The organism is Pasteurella sp. P03HT (assembly GCF_054052285.1).
The window spans coordinates 30,806-48,448 of sequence record NZ_JBSIUM010000008.1 but is presented as its reverse complement, the minus strand read 5'-3'; the positions used below and the strand labels follow the sequence as shown (position 1 = coordinate 48,448).

Annotated in this window: 19 protein-coding genes; 10 read left to right on the top strand and 9 right to left on the bottom strand. The window is 38.6% G+C overall.

Annotated features, from left to right (window positions below; translation table 11 throughout):
* Position 1: 1 nt before the first annotated feature.
* The 6 genes from rsxG to ACWIT3_RS07705 all read left to right on the top strand — a co-directional run bounded on the left by rsxG (position 2) and on the right by ACWIT3_RS07705 (position 5,348).
* Complete coding sequence (rsxG, locus tag ACWIT3_RS07730; RefSeq protein ID WP_457162223.1) at positions 2-616, top strand: electron transport complex subunit RsxG; 615 nt, start codon at positions 2-4, stop codon at positions 614-616.
* The gene (locus tag ACWIT3_RS07725; RefSeq protein WP_457162160.1) at positions 613-1,335 is read left to right on the top strand and encodes an electron transport complex subunit E; all 723 of its coding nucleotides are present in this window, start codon (positions 613-615) and stop codon (positions 1,333-1,335) included. The genes rsxG and ACWIT3_RS07725 overlap by 4 nt, the downstream gene beginning before the upstream one ends.
* 6 nt (positions 1,336-1,341) lie before the next feature.
* Positions 1,342-1,980, top strand: a complete 639-nt coding sequence (gene nth / locus ACWIT3_RS07720) for an endonuclease III (RefSeq protein WP_457162159.1) — start codon at positions 1,342-1,344, stop codon at positions 1,978-1,980.
* A 123-nt stretch (positions 1,981-2,103) separates the two neighbouring features.
* A complete protein-coding gene (locus ACWIT3_RS07715) occupies positions 2,104-3,468 on the top strand; it encodes a sodium-dependent transporter (protein ID WP_457162158.1) in 1,365 nt (454 codons plus the stop codon).
* Between the two features lie 57 nt (positions 3,469-3,525).
* A complete protein-coding gene (locus tag ACWIT3_RS07710; protein ID WP_457162157.1) occupies positions 3,526-4,332 on the top strand; it encodes a glycosyltransferase family 25 protein in 807 nt (268 codons plus the stop codon).
* Positions 4,333-4,379: 47 nt separating this feature from the next.
* Positions 4,380-5,348: a polysaccharide pyruvyl transferase family protein gene (locus ACWIT3_RS07705; RefSeq protein WP_457162156.1), complete on the top strand. Its 969-nt coding sequence runs from the start codon at positions 4,380-4,382 to the stop codon at positions 5,346-5,348.
* Between the two features lie 27 nt (positions 5,349-5,375).
* On the opposite strand, the gene ACWIT3_RS07700 is transcribed toward ACWIT3_RS07705, so the two are convergent.
* The 4 genes from ACWIT3_RS07700 to ACWIT3_RS07685 all read right to left on the bottom strand — a co-directional run bounded on the left by ACWIT3_RS07700 (position 5,376) and on the right by ACWIT3_RS07685 (position 9,926).
* On the bottom strand, positions 5,376-7,322 hold the full coding sequence (locus ACWIT3_RS07700) for an ABC transporter ATP-binding protein (RefSeq protein ID WP_457162155.1): 1,947 nt from the start codon (positions 7,320-7,322) through the stop codon (positions 5,376-5,378).
* A gap of 135 nt (positions 7,323-7,457) precedes the next feature.
* Positions 7,458-8,810 (bottom strand): anti-phage deoxyguanosine triphosphatase, encoded by a 1,353-nt coding sequence (locus ACWIT3_RS07695; protein WP_457162154.1) that lies wholly within the window; start codon positions 8,808-8,810, stop codon positions 7,458-7,460.
* A gap of 1 nt (position 8,811) precedes the next feature.
* Positions 8,812-9,516 (bottom strand): CidB/LrgB family autolysis modulator, encoded by a 705-nt coding sequence (locus ACWIT3_RS07690; RefSeq protein ID WP_457162222.1) that lies wholly within the window; start codon positions 9,514-9,516, stop codon positions 8,812-8,814.
* Complete coding sequence (locus ACWIT3_RS07685) at positions 9,516-9,926, bottom strand: CidA/LrgA family protein (RefSeq protein ID WP_457162153.1); 411 nt, start codon at positions 9,924-9,926, stop codon at positions 9,516-9,518. Before ACWIT3_RS07685 ends, ACWIT3_RS07690 begins: the two co-directional genes overlap by 1 nt.
* Before the next feature lie 134 nt (positions 9,927-10,060).
* Here ACWIT3_RS07685 and ACWIT3_RS07680 point away from each other — a divergent pair, with 134 nt between their 5' ends.
* Genes ACWIT3_RS07680 through ACWIT3_RS07670 form a run of 3 tightly spaced genes read left to right on the top strand, consistent with a single transcriptional unit; the run spans position 10,061 to position 12,135 of the window.
* The gene (locus ACWIT3_RS07680) at positions 10,061-10,546 is read left to right on the top strand and encodes a thermonuclease family protein (protein WP_457162152.1); all 486 of its coding nucleotides are present in this window, start codon (positions 10,061-10,063) and stop codon (positions 10,544-10,546) included.
* The gene (locus ACWIT3_RS07675) at positions 10,546-11,745 is read left to right on the top strand and encodes an aminotransferase class V-fold PLP-dependent enzyme (protein WP_457162151.1); all 1,200 of its coding nucleotides are present in this window, start codon (positions 10,546-10,548) and stop codon (positions 11,743-11,745) included. The genes ACWIT3_RS07680 and ACWIT3_RS07675 overlap by 1 nt, the downstream gene beginning before the upstream one ends.
* Positions 11,746-12,135, top strand: coding sequence for a SufE family protein (locus ACWIT3_RS07670; RefSeq protein ID WP_457162150.1), 390 nt, complete (start codon positions 11,746-11,748; stop codon positions 12,133-12,135).
* A 65-nt stretch (positions 12,136-12,200) separates the two neighbouring features.
* Here the strand turns inward: ACWIT3_RS07670 and hldE are convergent, their stop codons facing one another.
* Positions 12,201-13,631, bottom strand: a complete 1,431-nt coding sequence (hldE, locus tag ACWIT3_RS07665; protein WP_457162149.1) for a bifunctional D-glycero-beta-D-manno-heptose-7-phosphate kinase/D-glycero-beta-D-manno-heptose 1-phosphate adenylyltransferase HldE — start codon at positions 13,629-13,631, stop codon at positions 12,201-12,203.
* A 210-nt stretch (positions 13,632-13,841) separates the two neighbouring features.
* Between hldE and ACWIT3_RS07660 the strand changes: the two genes are divergently transcribed.
* Complete coding sequence (locus ACWIT3_RS07660) at positions 13,842-14,780, top strand: Kdo(2)-lipid IV(A) acyltransferase (RefSeq protein ID WP_457162148.1); 939 nt, start codon at positions 13,842-13,844, stop codon at positions 14,778-14,780.
* Between the two features lie 82 nt (positions 14,781-14,862).
* Here ACWIT3_RS07660 and ACWIT3_RS07655 read toward each other — a convergent pair whose 3' ends face one another.
* The 4 genes from ACWIT3_RS07655 to ACWIT3_RS07640 are packed head-to-tail and all read right to left on the bottom strand — an operon-like array spanning position 14,863 to position 17,466.
* Positions 14,863-15,441, bottom strand: a complete 579-nt coding sequence (locus ACWIT3_RS07655) for a TorD/DmsD family molecular chaperone (RefSeq protein WP_457162147.1) — start codon at positions 15,439-15,441, stop codon at positions 14,863-14,865.
* On the bottom strand, positions 15,431-16,063 hold the full coding sequence (locus ACWIT3_RS07650; RefSeq protein WP_457162221.1) for an NAD(P)H-dependent oxidoreductase: 633 nt from the start codon (positions 16,061-16,063) through the stop codon (positions 15,431-15,433). Before ACWIT3_RS07650 ends, ACWIT3_RS07655 begins: the two co-directional genes overlap by 11 nt.
* Before the next feature lie 5 nt (positions 16,064-16,068).
* Complete coding sequence (locus ACWIT3_RS07645; protein WP_457162220.1) at positions 16,069-16,518, bottom strand: NfeD family protein; 450 nt, start codon at positions 16,516-16,518, stop codon at positions 16,069-16,071.
* A 21-nt stretch (positions 16,519-16,539) separates the two neighbouring features.
* The gene (locus ACWIT3_RS07640; RefSeq protein WP_457162146.1) at positions 16,540-17,466 is read right to left on the bottom strand and encodes an SPFH domain-containing protein; all 927 of its coding nucleotides are present in this window, start codon (positions 17,464-17,466) and stop codon (positions 16,540-16,542) included.
* Positions 17,467-17,643 lie beyond the last annotated feature (177 nt).

The following is a 17,643-nucleotide window of genomic DNA, read 5'->3' as shown; positions in this document are numbered from 1 at the left end:
GATGAAGACGGTTAAAATTTCAGCTTATTACGCCACGTTACTAGCCTTTGTTGCGGTTATTTGTACGAGTTTATCTACTGCGGTGTATTTTCTAACGAAAGAGAGAATTGCCCAAGAAATGAATAAGCAACAACGTGATCTCTTACTACAAGTGGTACCACAACAGTATATTGATAATGACTTAACTGATCATTGCTATCAACCCACCAGCCCTAAACTCATAGAAAACCGTATCACCCAAATTTGTGTTGGAATAAAAAATGGGAAAAAAATGGCATACGCTTTTGAAACAAGTGCTCGTGATGGTTATTCTGGCGAAATTCGTTTACTTGTAGGATTAACCCCAGAAGGAGAAGTATTAGGCGTTCGCGTATTAGAACATCACGAAACGCCAGGGCTGGGGGATAAAATTGAAACCCGTATATCAGATTGGATTCTAAGCTTTACTCAGCAAAAAATTCATGCCGACAATACAAACGAATGGGCAGTAAAAAAAGATGGAGGGAAATTTGATCAATTTGCTGGTGCAACTATCACACCACGAGCCGTTGTTAACCAAGTAAAACGTGCTGCACTCAGTATGTTAGATGAACTCAATCAAGGAAATCAACCATGAGCGAAACTTTTGAAAAACATACCGCACTTTCTGATCAAAAAACAGATGTTGTCGAAACCACTGCGGTACAAGCAGAAAAGCAAGCTACACACTTATGGAAAGATCTGTTTTGGCAGGGAGTATGGAAAAATAACTCGACGCTTGTTCAACTATTAGGATTATGCCCTTTATTAGCTGTCTCAAACAATGTCACTAATGCTCTGGGTCTAGGATTGGCAACTATGCTCGTGTTAATGTGCAGTAATACGGTCGTGTCGTTATTTCGTCAACACATTCCACATGAAATTCGTATTCCCATTTATGTGATGATCATTGCTACGACAGTTACTATGGTACAATTATTGATGAATGCGTATACTTACTCGCTTTATCAATCTTTAGGCATTTTTATTCCATTAATTGTCACAAACTGCATTGTTATCGGTCGCGCAGAAGCCTTTGCCTCAAAAAACTCACTACGCCACGCGATGTTTGATGGTTTTGCTATGGGACTAGGTATGTGCCTCAGTTTAGTTGTACTCGGGGCAATTCGCGAGATCTTAGGTAATGGTACTTTATTTGATGGGCTAGAACACTTACTAGGTGACTGGGCAAAAGCAGCACGAATTGAACTGTTTCAATTGGATAGCCATTTTTTGCTTGCAATTTTACCTCCTGGTGCTTTTATCGGTTTAGCGCTCATTTTAGCGATGAAAAATTTTATCGATCAACGTAAATAAAACAGCATGAATAAACAAAAACGGATTGAAATACTTACTCGATTACGGGATGCCAATCCTCATCCAACCACTGAGCTTCACTACAGTTCACCTTTTGAGCTATTAATTGCTGTGATTTTATCTGCACAAGCAACAGATAAAGGAGTAAATAAAGCGACTGAAAAATTGTTTCCTGTCGCTAATACTCCTCAATCCATTTTAGACCTGGGCGTTGAGGGGTTAAAACACTATATCAAAACCATTGGACTCTATAATAGTAAAGCGGAAAATATCATTAAAACGTGTCGCGACTTGCTCGAAAAACATGGGGGTGAAATTCCGCAAAACCGTACCGCACTTGAAGCCCTAGCTGGCGTTGGCAGAAAAACTGCGAATGTGGTACTCAACACAGCCTTTAGTCAACCCACGATTGCCGTCGATACGCATATTTTCCGTGTCTCTAATCGAACAGGATTTGCCCCAGGTAAAGATGTCATCAAAGTGGAAGAAAAATTACTTAAAGTCGTACCGAACGAATTTAAAGTGGATGTCCACCATTGGTTAATTTTACATGGCCGCTATACTTGTATCGCCCGTAAACCACGCTGTGGTTCATGTATTATAGAAGATTTGTGTGAATTTAAAGAAAAAACGGACTGCTCTTAGTCCAAATCACATAACAAATAGCGTGTTCAACTACACAAAAAATCGTGATTTCTGTATCACAAGAACTTACTTCGCCTATCCTGTTTATCAAAACATGGCGTATTCAATAATCTGGATGTAACAATGACAACAAAACAAGAAAGACAAACTTGGTCTAGTCGACTCACTTATGTCATGACCGTTGCGGGTGCAACCGTGGGTTTTGGCGCAACATGGCGTTTCCCTTATCTCGTTGGTGAAAATGGGGGGGGCGCATATGTTTTTTTATTCTGTTTAGCCATGCTCTTAATTGGTATTCCAATGATTTTAGTTGAAAACGTCATTGGACGACGTTTACGCGTGAATGCGATTGATGCATTTGGTGATAAACTCGAGAAACGCAATATTTCAAAATATTGGAAGATCGTGGGCTATTTAGGTCTACTCGGTGCATTTGGTATTATGGCCTATTATATGGTGTTAGGTGGCTGGGTGATTACTTATATCGTCAATTTGATTACAGGTACACTCGATATTTCCCAACCTATCACAAAAGAAATCGCACAAGACTTCTATACTTCACATATCAATGACAGCCCGATGGGTATCACGCTCTATACGTTACTCTTTGTGCTCTTGAACTATTTTATTCTCGCCAAAGGGATTATCGGCGGGATTGAGCGAGCAGTGAAATATTTAATGCCCCTACTCTTTATTTTTCTGATTGGTATGGTCATTCGTAACGTCACACTCCCTGGTGCAATGGAGGGTATCACATTTTATCTAAAACCAGATTTCTCTAAAATTACACCACAGCTGTTTGTTTTCGTATTAGGACAAGTTTTCTTTGCGCTAAGCCTCGGCTTTGGTGTATTAATCACGCTGTCCAGTTACTTAAATAAAGAAGAGAACCTTATTCAAACTGCGATCATTACAGGCTTCACCAATACTATCATTGCTGTTCTTGCTGGTTTTATGATCTTCCCATCATTATTTACTTTTGGTATCGCCCCTAATTCAGGTCCAACTTTAGTTTTCCAAAGCTTACCGATCGTCTTTTCACATTTATGGTTAGGGAAAATCTTTGCTATTATCTTTTTTAGTTTATTACTTATTGCTGCATTAACCACTTCATTAACGATTTATGAGGTCATCATTACTGCGCTACAAGAAAAGCTCAAAATGCGTCGTAGTAAAGCAATTATGCTAACATTAGGCGTGATCTTCGTATTAGGTAATCTTCCTTCTATTCTAGGAGACAATGTATTCAAGGATATTCGCATTTTTGGAAAAAGTATTTTTGATACCTTTGACTATGTGAGTGGAAATATCCTCTTTATGCTTACTGCACTTGGTTGTGCCATCTTTGTTGGATTTGTGTTAAAAGAAGATGCCAAAAAAGAACTTTCTCCTACACCAGATTCTACTTTCACAACGATCTGGTTTAACTACGTAAAATTTGTTGTTCCACTCATTATTTTAGTTATTTTTGTGAGCAATTTATTGTAAGATTGAAAAGGTGAACAAAAGTTCACCTTTTTTATTATCATACTTTAAGGTTGTCACATGCATACTAACTATGTTATTAGCTTAACGAATGCTCATGCTCGCCGAGAACATATCAGACAAGAATTTGGGCGCCACAATATATCCTTCGAGTTTTTTGATGCGTTAACCCCATCTCAACAGTTAAGTGAAGAAATCCGTCATCTACTTCCCGAATTACTTGAACATAAAAATCAAACACCTGGTGAAAAAGCATGTTTAATGAGCCATTTGTTGCTTTGGCAACGATGTATTAACGAAAATATGCCTTTTATTAGTATCTTTGAAGATGATGTGCTATTAGGAGAAAATGCCTCTAAATTTTTAAACGAATATGATTGGTTATATGAACGCTTTTCAAAAGAGGAAGCGTTTATCATCAAACTAGAAACGTTTTTACAAAAAGTAAATACACAAACAAGTAAAATAGCCGCATTCGAAAACCGATATTTTGACAAGTTACATAGTGAACATGTAGGAACAGCTGGATATATTATTTCTTACCAAGCTGCGCAGTTACTACTATCAGAATTTCAAAAACTAAAAAATGAGCAGCTGAGACCTATTGATATCCTGATGTTTAATATTGCACTAAACAAAAAAATTGTCTCATATTATCAATTAACTCCTGCGATTTGTATGCAAATACAAACAAAACAACAAGAAATCACAGAAATAAAAAGTCAGCTATCTGATGAGAGACGAAAAAATATACAGCGCTACCCTTATAAAAATAAGCTAAATATATGGCAGCTATTCATGAAAGGGATCACTAAACCATATAGACTTTACTTAAAGAAAAAAAGAAAAATTATTCCATTTGAATAAAAACTAAACCTAAGATATCTTCAAACTTTCTAATAGATAAAAACACTATGCAAAACTCAACCTTATCTACACTAAAAGACAACTTAAATATTATAGCAGAGCTCATTATTGATAAAAATGATGTGTTTTATATTGATATCCCTTTACATTTCAATGTAGGGGACTTATTAATCTATCATGGTACAGAAGAATTCTTTTTAGAACATAACATCAAGATAAAACTTAGAGAATCCACACGTTCTTTTTCTATGACAAGATTAAAAAAAGAAGTGACTGATAAAACAACAATATTATGTCACGGTGGAGGAAACTTCGGTGACATCTACACTAATCACCAAAATATCCGAGAAACAATTATTAGGCACTTTCCTAATAATCGTGTGATCGTACTTCCGCAAACGGTTTTTTTTGAAGGAGATATGACCAAAAGTATTAATATTTTTACTCAACATCTAGATTGTCACTTATTTGCTAGAGATCGTGAGTCGGCAGAATTGCTAAAACATTTTTCAAAACATGTTTACCTTTGCCCAGATATGGCTCACCAGCTTTATGCTGATTTTCCATATCGTGATGTGACAATACAAAATAAAAAAATACTCTATTTCCTACGCACCGATATAGAAAAAACAGAAATTGAAGAAAAAATTACTAGTATATTGCCTGAAAATGCGAGTATTAAAGACTGGGATACTCTATTACCCAGAAAGTATTATCATTCTCTCAGATATAAACTAATAAAAAGATTGCTCAAATTATCGAAGAAAACAAACAGTACTTTTTTGAGCAAAATTGCTCATAAAATGTGGCTTAATTACACTAAAGAGATTATCCACTATGTCATTAGCGAATTTCTAAAATACGATGAAGTAATTACAAGCCGACTTCATGCACATATTTTATCTTGCTTATTACACCTACCAAATCAAGTTTGTAATAATTCATATGGAAAAAATTACAATTATTTTTATCAGTGGACAAAAGATATTCCATTCTGCAAACAATACCAACAATAAAAGTAGAGGAGGAGTAATAAAAGAAAATCAATGTTTGGTTTTCTTCTCCTCTAACACTTCCCAGCGAGAAAAAGCTTGTTCTAAAGCTTGTTCTGCGTCTGCGAGAGCTTGAAGTTTGGCGGAGGTATATTCATGAGGCTGTTGAAAAAATGTCGTACTACTCACTTCGCGCTGTAAAGTATTGAGTTCAGCCTCTAATTCTTCTAGTCGCTGCGGTAACTGTTCCAATTCACGCTGTTCTTTATAAGATAATTTTCCTGAGCGCTGTGAATTCTTTGTTGCCATCGAAGTCGTTGTTATATCAACCGCACTTTCTGGTTGCGGTGTATTTGTCTGCTTTTGCTTTATATTCGCTTGTTCAGCTTTATGAGCGAAATAATTTGCTTGCTGCTGTTTCGCATCGTGAAACCCGCCGACATATTCATTCAATACCCCTTCTCCTTCAAACATGACACATTCTGTTGCGGTGTTATCAATAAATTGTCGGTCATGGCTTACAATCAACAATGTACCTTGATAGTCAGTCAGGATTTCCTCCAACAACTCTAATGTTTCCACATCTAAATCATTAGTTGGCTCATCAAGAATCAATAAATTATTCGGTTTCAATAGGAGTTTTGCCAATAACAAACGATTTCGTTCACCACCAGACAAAGCTTTAACGGGGGTCATAGCACGCTTAGGGGGAAATAAAAAATCTTGCAAATACCCTAACACATGACGTTTTATTCCATTCACTTCAATATCTTGTTTGCCATCTGCAACATTATCCATGACGCTCTTTTCTGGATCGAGATCCGCACGGTACTGATCAAAATAAGCAATCTCTAGTTTTGTCCCACATCGAATCGTACCTGATGTTGGTTGTATTTCCCCTAGCAATAATTTAATTAATGTCGTTTTACCACAGCCGTTTGGTCCGACTAACGCAATTTTATCACCACGTAGAATCGTGGTACTAAAGTTATGCAGTAGTGTTTTACCTGCAACGGTATAACTAACATTGTTTAATTCAAAAACGATCTTTCCTGATCGACTTGAATTATCAATTTGTAGTTTAGCCGCCCCTAATACTTCTCGACGTTGACGACGTGCTTCACGTAACGCTTTTAATGCTCTTACCCGCCCTTCATTTCGTGTTCTTCTCGCTTTAATCCCCTGACGAATCCAAACTTCTTCTTGTGCGAGTTTTTTATCAAATAGTGTATTTTGTAAGGCTTCTACTCGTAAATTTTCTTCTTTTGTGCTGAGATAAAGATCATAGTTGCCAGGATAAGAAACCAACTGTCCCCGATCTAAATCTACGATACGTGTTGCCATGTTGCGAATAAATGAACGGTCATGTGAAATAAAAACAATACTTCCACTAAAACTTAACAAAAATGTTTCAAGCCATTCAATTGCTTCTACATCTAGATGGTTTGTTGGTTCATCTAATAATAAAACATCTGGATCACAAACTAATGCTCGAGCAAGTGCGGCTTTACGTAACCACCCTCCTGATAGGTCAGAAAGTGGCGTGTCTGGATGCAACGCAAGTTTAACTAATACTTCTTTAATTTTATTCTCAAAACGCCAACCATCTGCATGATCCAATTTGCTTTGGATGCCCGCTAACTGATTTAATACGGACTCACTACAATCTTGTTCAAGCCTAGCTGAAAGATGATGATATGCTTTCAATAATTCAGCTAAGTGCTCAATGCCCTCAGCAACATAATCAAATACATTGCCTGATGCATGACGTGGTGGGTCTTGTTCTAAACGAGAAACAACCAAATCTTTTTCAAATTGTAGCCTACCATCATCCATCTGTACCTCACCAGACAAAATTTTCATTAATGTCGATTTCCCTGCGCCATTACGTCCAACAAGACAAACTCGCTCGCCAGCCTCAATATGTAACTCAGTATGATCTAATAAAGGATAATCACTAAAGGAAAGGTAACCGTTAGTCAGGGAAATTAATGCCATAATGCCTCTTTGTTAAATGACGTTTTACTACAATTTCAACACAATATTTAAATATCGATTTTCTTATTTGATTTGATGACTGCAACACCTACATTGTCACAGCTGACATCACTATTTTTTACAAGCTGATGCTGGTTATAACTGCTGATATACTTTTAGTGCATACGCATCAGACATCCCCGCAATATAATCACAAATAATGCGCTTTTTACGCGTGTCTTCTGCATTTTTCCAACGCATTGCCGTATTACGAGGCAAAAGACGTTCAGGATCGGATTCAAAAATTTGGAACATTTCTGTCAATATACGCTGCCCCTTATACTCTATACGCTGTGTTTCCACATCACGAATAACATATTTCCATACGAAGTTTTTAAAGACATTTAAGACAGCCACGACTTCTTCTGGTAACGCCGCATTATAGCGTAATAAAGGCTCAGTAAAATCCGCCGTCAACGTCCAATGCACATTGGTAATAAAATAGTTTACTAACGCACCAATAGCATGCTTACGTAAATAATGCTGATCGGAAAATAATTTTTCTGTGATGCCATCAATATTGTTTTGGATCCATTCCGACGGACATGTTCTTAGTTCCAACAGGGCTTCTTGCCATTGATGCACATTCACCACCCCAACAACAATAGCATCTTCTAAGTCATGTACACCATACGCAATATCATCAGCCAATTCCATTAAACTACAATCTAATGATTTATAACGAGTTCTTAACCTGTCATTTGGGGTCAAACGCTCACAATGAAACTGTCCAAATAAAGTGCGGTCTGCTTCTGAAAGCGGTTCAAGTAACCAAGTAAACATGTTTAAATCATCACGAAACAGTCCTTTACCAGGCTTCCAATCAGTGATTTTGACATAACGCGGATCAGGATGTTCTGTATGAGCCAGTTGAGGATATTGTGGTGAAGACTGATCTAAAATAGTAGGATATTTCACAATACCAAGAATCGTGCGCCGAGTGAGATTCATTCCAGCTTCAAGTGTATACGGTTCTAGCTTAGTTAATAAACGAAATGTCTGTGCATTCCCCTCGAATCCACCATGGTAACGCATCATATAATTTAGCGCCACCTCGCCACCATGACCAAATGGAGGATGTCCAATATCGTGAGCAAAACACAGACTTTCAATTAAATCACGACTGGGTAATAAGCCTTTTAATTGCTTTTGTAAGTCATGTTTATCCAGCATCACTTGGTGAGCCAAATTATCAAATGCATCAACAAAACGCATTTGTGCGACTAAACTGCTCCCAATTTGTGCAACTTCAAGAGAATGAGTCAACCGAGTGCGGTAGAAATCATTTTCACCTACTGCATGAATTTGAGTTTTTGCTTGTAAACAACGGAAGGCTGCCGAATGAAGAATACGTCCTCGATCACGACAATAGGCAGGACGATGATCTTTCTCACGTGGTTTGTCTGCAATAAAACGAGCTTGCCAAATAGGATCAACTTGAACTTTCATACTATACCATCAAAAAATAAATGAATTTAAAGGTAAGGGGCGCTAATATAGATGTAAGAATGCCACATAATACTAATGCGATAGAACTGTAGCCTCCTGCTTTTGGATCATTTTCCATACATGCTACTGTCCCTAATGCATGAGAAACAGATCCAATTGCAAGACCACGAGCTTCAACCTGTTTGGTCTTGAGTTTTCTTAACACAAGTAATCCAAATACAGACCCCTGTAATCCCGCAATGAGCACCCCCACAGCAGCAATAGAAGGTATGCCGCCTAAGCTTTCTGAAATTGCCATGGCAATTGGCGTCGTGACCGATTTAGGCAAAATCGTTGCAACCATTTCTGGTGTTGCTCCTAGCAGTAATGCAAGCATAGCCCCAGATAACATAGCAAAAAGAGAGGCGAACAAAGTAATAAATAAGATACTTTTCCAATGACGGCTAATTTGATGCAATTGTTCATATAATGGCACGGCTAAAGCAACGATACTTACACCTAATAAATTATTCAAAGGGGCATTCCCCATAAAATATTCATCATAGGGAATCTTACTACTCAGTAATAGAATCACCAACATCATCACCGTCAACACAAAAGAATTAAAGAGGATCGATTTCCAACGTTGGCTTATTTTTACTGCGATCACAAATACCACTAAAGTAAGCAAAGAATAAGCATAAAGATAAAGGCTAGCGTAATTTATCAACGTCGTGCTCCTTTTTTCTGTGCAACTTTTCTACGCAAATAAGCAAATGATTTTCGTGAAAACAAATAATCAGATAATAACGCAATCAACACAAGAGTTAGACAAGTGCTCACAATATTTGGAATAAAGAAAATTTTCATTTGACCAAACAAGACATCAGCGTATTTGATGATACCAACACTGACTGGAACAAATAACAACGCCATATAGCGAATCAACAGATTCGAAGAAAAGAGCACCCATTCGAGTTTAATCACACGTAAGGTTAAGCAAGTAAACAATAGCAATAATCCCCAAATACTTCCTGGGATCCCAATATCCAGATAAGAAGCAATTCTTTCTCCCACCCATAACATCAAATATAAAAGGCTGAAAGAACGCATGACATCCCCTATTTTCCGAATCATTGTTACTCCCCTTCACCTGTTGACTTAGAAATGCGACTTTCTGATATAAAAATGAAGCAATATTTTACGCGCATTTTTCATATTTTGTTAGTTTTTAGGTAGAATACTGCAGTTTTATCACTTATTTTGTTTTCATGTATCTAAAACACCGAATTATTCTATTATTTTGTTTGTTTTTCAGCAGCTGTAGCTTGGCGCATCGCCCCTTACTCTGTAAAGTAGTCAGTATTAGCGATGGCGACACATTCACTTGCTTGCTAAAAAATCACAAGTCAATTCGGGTTCGACTCGCTAATATTGATGCGCCTGAGAAGCATCAACCATTTGGCACAAAAGCAAAACAGGTTTTAGCCCAATTGATATATCAACAACAAGTGAAACTAAATATCTCAGGCTATGATGCCTATCAACGCACATTGGCTGTTGCCTACACGGCTCAAGGTAAGAACGTGAATTTAACGATGGTGAAAGTCGGCATGGCATGGGCGTATGAAAAATATCAACCTGGTGAAATTTATCGACGAGCACAACGCCATGCACAGCAACACCATCTTGGATTATGGCAAGATGTGCATCCCATTTCACCAGAACACTGGCGTAAACAAAAGAGAATACATTAATGGCTTTCCATCCCACAGATTTTCGACAACATTTTCCGTATTTTCAACAAGCAAATGCGGTGACATACTTAGACAGCGCAGCAACAACGCTGAAGCCTCAAGTCCTCCTTGATGCCACTGTCGCGTTTTACCAATCAGCAGGCTCAGTTCACCGTAGCCAATATGATGCACAACAAACAGAACAATATGAACAAGCTCGTGAACGCGTCAAAACGCTTATTCATGCTGAATCGAGTGACTGCATTATTTGGACATCTGGCACAACACAAGCCATCAATTTAGTTGCCCAAGGTCTCTTACCACACTTTACGACACAAGATGAAATTATTATTAGTGAAGCAGACCACCATGCGAATTTTGTCACTTGGCATCAAATTGCACAAAAGTGCGGTGCAAAATTACGAATTTTACCGCTAACAGATCAATGGTTAATTGATGAAACCGCATTAGTGAATATGTTAACACCCCACACTAAATTGGTGGCACTGAATTTTGTCTCAAATGTGACGGGCACTGAACAACCCATTAAACAGTTAATTCAGTTAATTCGCCAACAGAGTGATGCTTTAGTGTTAGTTGATGCCGCTCAAGCTATTAGTCATGTCGAAATTAATATCCAGCAATTAGATGCGGACTTTCTCGCATTTTCTGCACATAAACTATATGGTCCAAATGGGCTCGGGGTATTAGCGGGGAAATTACACACCCTTGCGCTTCTCCAGCCTTATCAATTTGGCGGGAAAATGGTTGATCGCGTCTCCAAACAACACATCAACTTCGCCCCTTTACCTTATCGTTTAGAAGCAGGTACGCCAAACATTGCAGGGGTCATTGGTTTCAATGCGGTATTAGCTTGGTTAACACAATGGGATAAGCACCAAGCGGAAAGTTATACAATACAGCTTGCTACTCAATGTAAAACACGGCTACAGCAGTATCCTCATTGTCGGTTATTTAATTCGCCCCAACCGAGTTCTGTCGTCTGCTTTGTATTCGATCATCTTGACACATCCGATATCGCGACATTATTAGCAGAACAACATATTGCATTACGTGCAGGAGAACATTGTGCTCAACCGTATTTAGCACGCTTAGGACAAACAAGTACATTGCGATTATCCTTCGCACCGTATAATCAACAAGCAGATATCGAGGCATTTTTTCATGCACTCGATAAGGCACTGGAGTTACTCGTTTAAATGATAAAACAACAACTCATTTCTTGTAAAACATGGGAAGATCGTTACCGCTTAATCATCCAAGCAGGTAAACAATTAGTGCGTCCACCAGAAGCGCAATTGAGCCATATGCAATTGATTTCAGGTTGTGAAGCAAAAGTCTGGTTTCAACACATCGAAAAAAATGACCGCACTTTTCAATTTCATGCGTTCAGTGAAGCACGTATTATTAATGGCTTACTTTGGATCCTATTAGAAGAGATCAATGGAAAAACCTCTGAACAGCTGCAACAATTTGATATTCATACGTATTTTTCAGATTTAGGTATTGCACAGCGGCTTAGCTCAACTCGATTAAATGGGTTAAAACAAATTGAACAACAATTACACCAGCTCAAAAAGATCGGTTAATTTACACTGCCGCATAAAAAATAAAAGCAATCCATTGATTGCTTTTATTTAAATAAGTGGGGTATTTACTCTTTCAATTGTTTAATTTTAGTAATGACATTTGTGGTTGAACAGCCATTTTCAAAGTTGAGCACGCGAACTTCCCCGCCATTTGCCCACACTTCTTTACTACCTGCAATCTCTTCTGGCTTATAATCACCACCTTTCACCAATAAATCTGGCAAAATTTCACCAATTAAACGTTGTGGCGTATCTTCATTAAACTCCACTAACCAATCCACTGAGGAAAGCCCTGCTAATACTGCCATTCTTGCCTGTAAATCATTAATTGGGCGAGTTTCACCTTTCAAGCGTTTAACAGAGGCATCACTATTGACGGCTACAATTAAACGATCCCCTAATTTACGTGCATTTTCTAAATAAGAAACATGACCAGGATGTAAAATATCAAAGCAACCATTGGTCATCACAATCTTTTCACCACGTGCTTTTGCTTGAGCCACCACAGTTTTTAAATCGGCTTCACTCATAATTCCGAACCCCGTATTCGAACGACCATGAATGGCATTTTCTAATTCAACGGTAGAAACTGTTGATGTTCCCAATTTGCCGACTACAATACCCGCTGCAACATTGGCTAAATAGCATGCTTCTTCAAAAGTACGACCATCCGCTAATGCCGTGGCTAACACACTGATCACAGTATCGCCAGCCCCCGTCACATCAAACACTTCTTTTGCTTCGGTAGCAAGATGGAAAGCTGGCTGATTTGGACGTAATAATGTCATGCCTTTTTCAGAACGCGTCACTAATAATGCGGTCAAATCAAAGTCTGCAATCAGCTTTAACCCTTTCTCAATGATTTCCTCTTCTGACTGGCACTTACCGACTACCGCTTCAAACTCTGACATATTTGGTGTTAATAAAGTGGCACCGCGGTAACGTTCGAAATCCGTTCCTTTCGGATCAATTAAAACAGGGATCTTAGCTTGACGAGCAATTTGAATCATATTCTGTACTTGGTTTAATGTCCCTTTACCGTAATCAGAGAGCACTAAGGCACCATAATGTTGTACCGCACTTGCTAATTTTTCTAATAGCGCTTCACTGGTCACTTGCTGGAAGTCCTCTTCGAAATCCAAACGCAATAATTGCTGGTGGCGAGAAAGAATACGTAGTTTAGTAATTGTTGGGTGTGTATCTAACTGAACAAAATCGCAATCAATACGATGTTTAGCCAATAAATTGGTTAACGCACTTCCCGCTTCATCCTGCCCTGTCAGACCTAATAATTGTACGGGTACATTAAGGGAGGCAATGTTCATTGCCACGTTTGCCGCGCCACCTGCACGTTCTTCATGTGCTTGTACACGTACAACTGGGACTGGCGCCTCAGGTGAAATACGGTTTGTCGCGCCGAACCAGTAACGATCAAGCATCACATCACCTAACACCAATACTTTTGCTTTATGAAACTCTGCTGAATATTGAAACATTTGAATTTCTCTCTGTGTAAAAATTTTACTGATTTTAACATAGGAAAAAGGCAATTTCCCCTCAAATTCAATGAAATAGTGTCACTTTTTTACAAGATAGGGATACTTATTATGAGATAACTAGTAATATTCACGTCCTATTTATGCCATAATAGGCAACATTACAGATAGTCTTCAGGTCATCATCACTTAAGATACTCAAACGATTTTATGGCAAATTTTAAATTACCTACATTTCAAAAAGCTTTCTTAAAACCAAACTATTGGGGATTTTGGTTAGGCGTTGGTTTATGGCGTTTAATCCTGTGTTTACCCTACCCAATCCTGCTGAAAATCGGTAACGGGCTCGGCTGGCTATTCACGAAATTAAGTGTGGGTAAACGCCGTGCAAAAATCGCTAGACGTAATTTACAGCTCTGTTTTCCGCATTATTCAGAACAAAACATTGAAACCTTATTACAAGCCAATTTAAAAGCAACAGGCATGGCAATTATCGAAACAGGAATGGCGTGGTTTTGGTCTGATGCCCGTATAAAAAAATGGTCCAAAATTGAAGGCTTAGAATATTTAAAACAGCACCAACAAGATGGTGTTATTCTAGTTGGCGTACATTTTCTTACATTAGAATTAGGGGCGCGCATTGTCGGCTTGCATCAACCTGGCATCGGCGTTTATCGACCAAATGACAATCCTGCAATGGATTGGTTACAAGTCCGTGGTCGCCTACGTTCTAATAAAGATATGCTTGATCGCAAAGACTTACGTGGGATGATTCGCGCACTACGTCAAGGGGAAATTATTTGGTATGCGCCTGACCACGATTATGGTCGCAAAAATGCCGTCTTTGTGCCATTTTTTGCCGTTCCTGATGCAGCAACAACAACAGGAAGTTATTACTTGTTAAAAGCCTCTCCAAACAGCAAAGTAATCCCTTTTGCCCCCCTACGCAATTCTGATGGCTCAGGCTATACTGTCAAAATTTCACCTCCCGTCGATTTTACTGATATTACGGATGAAGCCAACATTGCTATTCGAATGAACAATGTCGTAGAAACAGAAATTATGCATGGTATAGAACAATATATGTGGTTACATCGTCGCTTTAAAACACGTCCTGATGAAAACCCATCCAACCTGTATGACGAATAAGTTTAAGCAAACATCGCAATAAACCTAGTAACAAAAAAGCAGATGTTTACCTCTGCTTTTTTGTTCTCATGATTCCCTTGGGTTATTCTGCATTAATGGCACTTTCCTCTTCCAATTCATCCGCCATTGCCGCCAAAATTTCTTTCGACAATAACGCTAATGAACGATAGAACGGTAAGGTCGCGTTGCTTTCGACCTGTGTAAGAAACTTGCTGGCACAAGGCAATAAAAATTTCTCAAAAAACTCGTGCTGTGCTGCAACTGAATCTAAATTGTCTTCAATCCAAGAAGTGGTTAATAAAAGTAACGCAAAATGATCCGCACTTTCCACTTCAGGCATTCCACGCGTTTTTCTGAAGTTCACAAATGCATCAACATCAACACCATAGGCGCTAATTTTAGGGCTAATTTGTGGATTCTCACCACCAAATAACTTTTGATATTCTTTATCAAGTGCGGTCAAATCTAACGGCATTTGTACGCTATCAATCGCTTGTTGGCTTTGTGTATCTGTGTCTAATGCCCAAAGTGAAGTTAGACCTTTTTGTTGTAGCCACGCAAATACATTGACCAAAATAGGATCACAAGGTGAACGATAAAATAAATTGCCGAAAAGGCGGCTAATCATAGAAAAGTGATTTAATTGATTCTCAGTTGTCATGCTTTTTCTCTAAAAGATTTCTTGCGAAAAGTGCGGTCAAATTTTGCTGTGTTTTTTCAATGACGCTCTGCAACATGGCTTGGCGAGCGGCATCATCAATGATGTGAATATCACCTAAAAATTCATGTTGAATATCTGTCACACCACAATAATTAAATAAGCCGTCCACTAAACAATCTTTCAAAGATTGAGTAAAGCCCAACCCTTGATAATTCTCTACATTATTGCCTATAGTGATAAATTGTTGCATTTTTTTATCACCTAATAAGCCAACAGATTGTCCATTTTCACCCATTTTATAAGCAAATCCGTAACTTAATACACGATCTAAGTAACCTTTCAAAATCGCAGGAAACCCCATCCACCACACAGGATAAACCAACGTGATCAAATCTGCCTGTTGAATAAGTTGATGCTCAAATTTCACCTCAGCAGGCACAATACCTTGATAGACTGCCTGCATTTCCTCCCAAGATAACACGGGATTGAAATTAAGCGTGTACAAATCACGTATTACCGTCTGTACATTTTGTTGTTGACTCGCTTGTACAACCGCATCCAATATCGCACGATTAAAACTAGTCTGTGTATTTGGATGCGCAAAGATAATCAGATGATTCATCATGTTTAATTCACTTTTTTCACGTGTAATGTAATCCCTTCAACGCGTTCCACTTCAATGACATCACCCACGACAAGGTGATGCCCATGAATACGCCAAGTGGTATCGCCAAAATGACCGCGTCCAATACCATTTGCGGCAATTTCTTGTACCGTTCCTTTCACACCAAGCATCGCGTGATCACGTTGATTTAGAGAAGAATGAGACTGATCGACTTTGTCTTTACTATGCTGATATTTCCACCATGCTACGCTAAGAATCAATGCCAATACAGCATAACTAATGGAAAGCGCGGTTAAAGATAAGCTTGGAAATATCGCCATCACACCTGCAATCACAATTGCAGCAAGTCCCCACCAAAGTAAAAATACACCAGGTAAAACCAATTCCGCGATTAGCAGTACAAAACCTAAAATGAGCCAATGCCACAGACTCCAATTGGACAACCATTCCATCATCAACCTCACTTTTCTCGATTAATTAGGCTTTTTCTCGCCTTTTAGCAATTCGGCAATTCCCGCAATAGAACCAATTAAATTCCCGGCTTCTAATGGCATTAACACCACTTTACTGTTTTCTGATCCACCAATTTCTTTAAGCGCTTCGGTATATTTTTGTGCAATAAAGTAGTTAATTGCTTTCGTATCACCACTCGCAATCGCCTCTGAAACCATTTGCGTCGCGCGGGCCTCCGCTTCTGCCGCACGCTCACGAGCCTCTGCTTGCAAGAACGCCTCTTGGCGCTCCCCTTCTGCTTTTAAGATACGCGCCTGTTTATCCCCTTCTGCACGTAGAATTTCTGCTTGACGCACCCCTTCTGCTTCTAAAATATCAGCACGTTTGTTACGTTCTGCTTTCATTTGTGCGTTCATGGCTGCAATCAATTCTTGTGGTGGACGAACATCACGAATCTCAATACGTGTTACTTTGATCCCCCAAGGGTTTGTGGCCTCATCAACAATCGATAATAAGCGACTATTGATCGAGTCACGTTGCGATAACATTTCATCTAATTCCATGGAACCGAGTACAGTACGAATATTCGTCATTGTTAAATTGATGATCGCTTGTTCTAAATGATTGACTTCATAAGCGGCATTACGTGCATCAATCACTTGCACAAAACATACCGCATCAATCGATACGTTAGCATTATCTTTTGAGATCACTTCTTGAGAAGGAATATCCAGCACTTGTTCCATCATATTGATTCGACGCCCAACACGATCAATAAAGGGCACCACAAAATTTAAGCCCGGTGTTAACGTTCGTGTATAACGACCAAACCGTTCAATTGTCCAATGATACCCTTGTGGTACCGTTTTAAGCGTTGAATATAACACCACAATCACTAATACAATAAAAAAAATTGTAGCGATAGGTAAACCATCAATAAAGTCCATTATTCATCCTCCTAAATGCGTTAAATTCACACAAAAGTCTAACAAATTCACGCGCACTTTGTATATAAGAATATTGCCTAGATTCCGCAATCAATTCAAATATATGCGTCATCCAAGCAACTTATTGAACCATCAACTTGAGAATGATGGAATAGAATTTACAGGTGTAGGCAATCT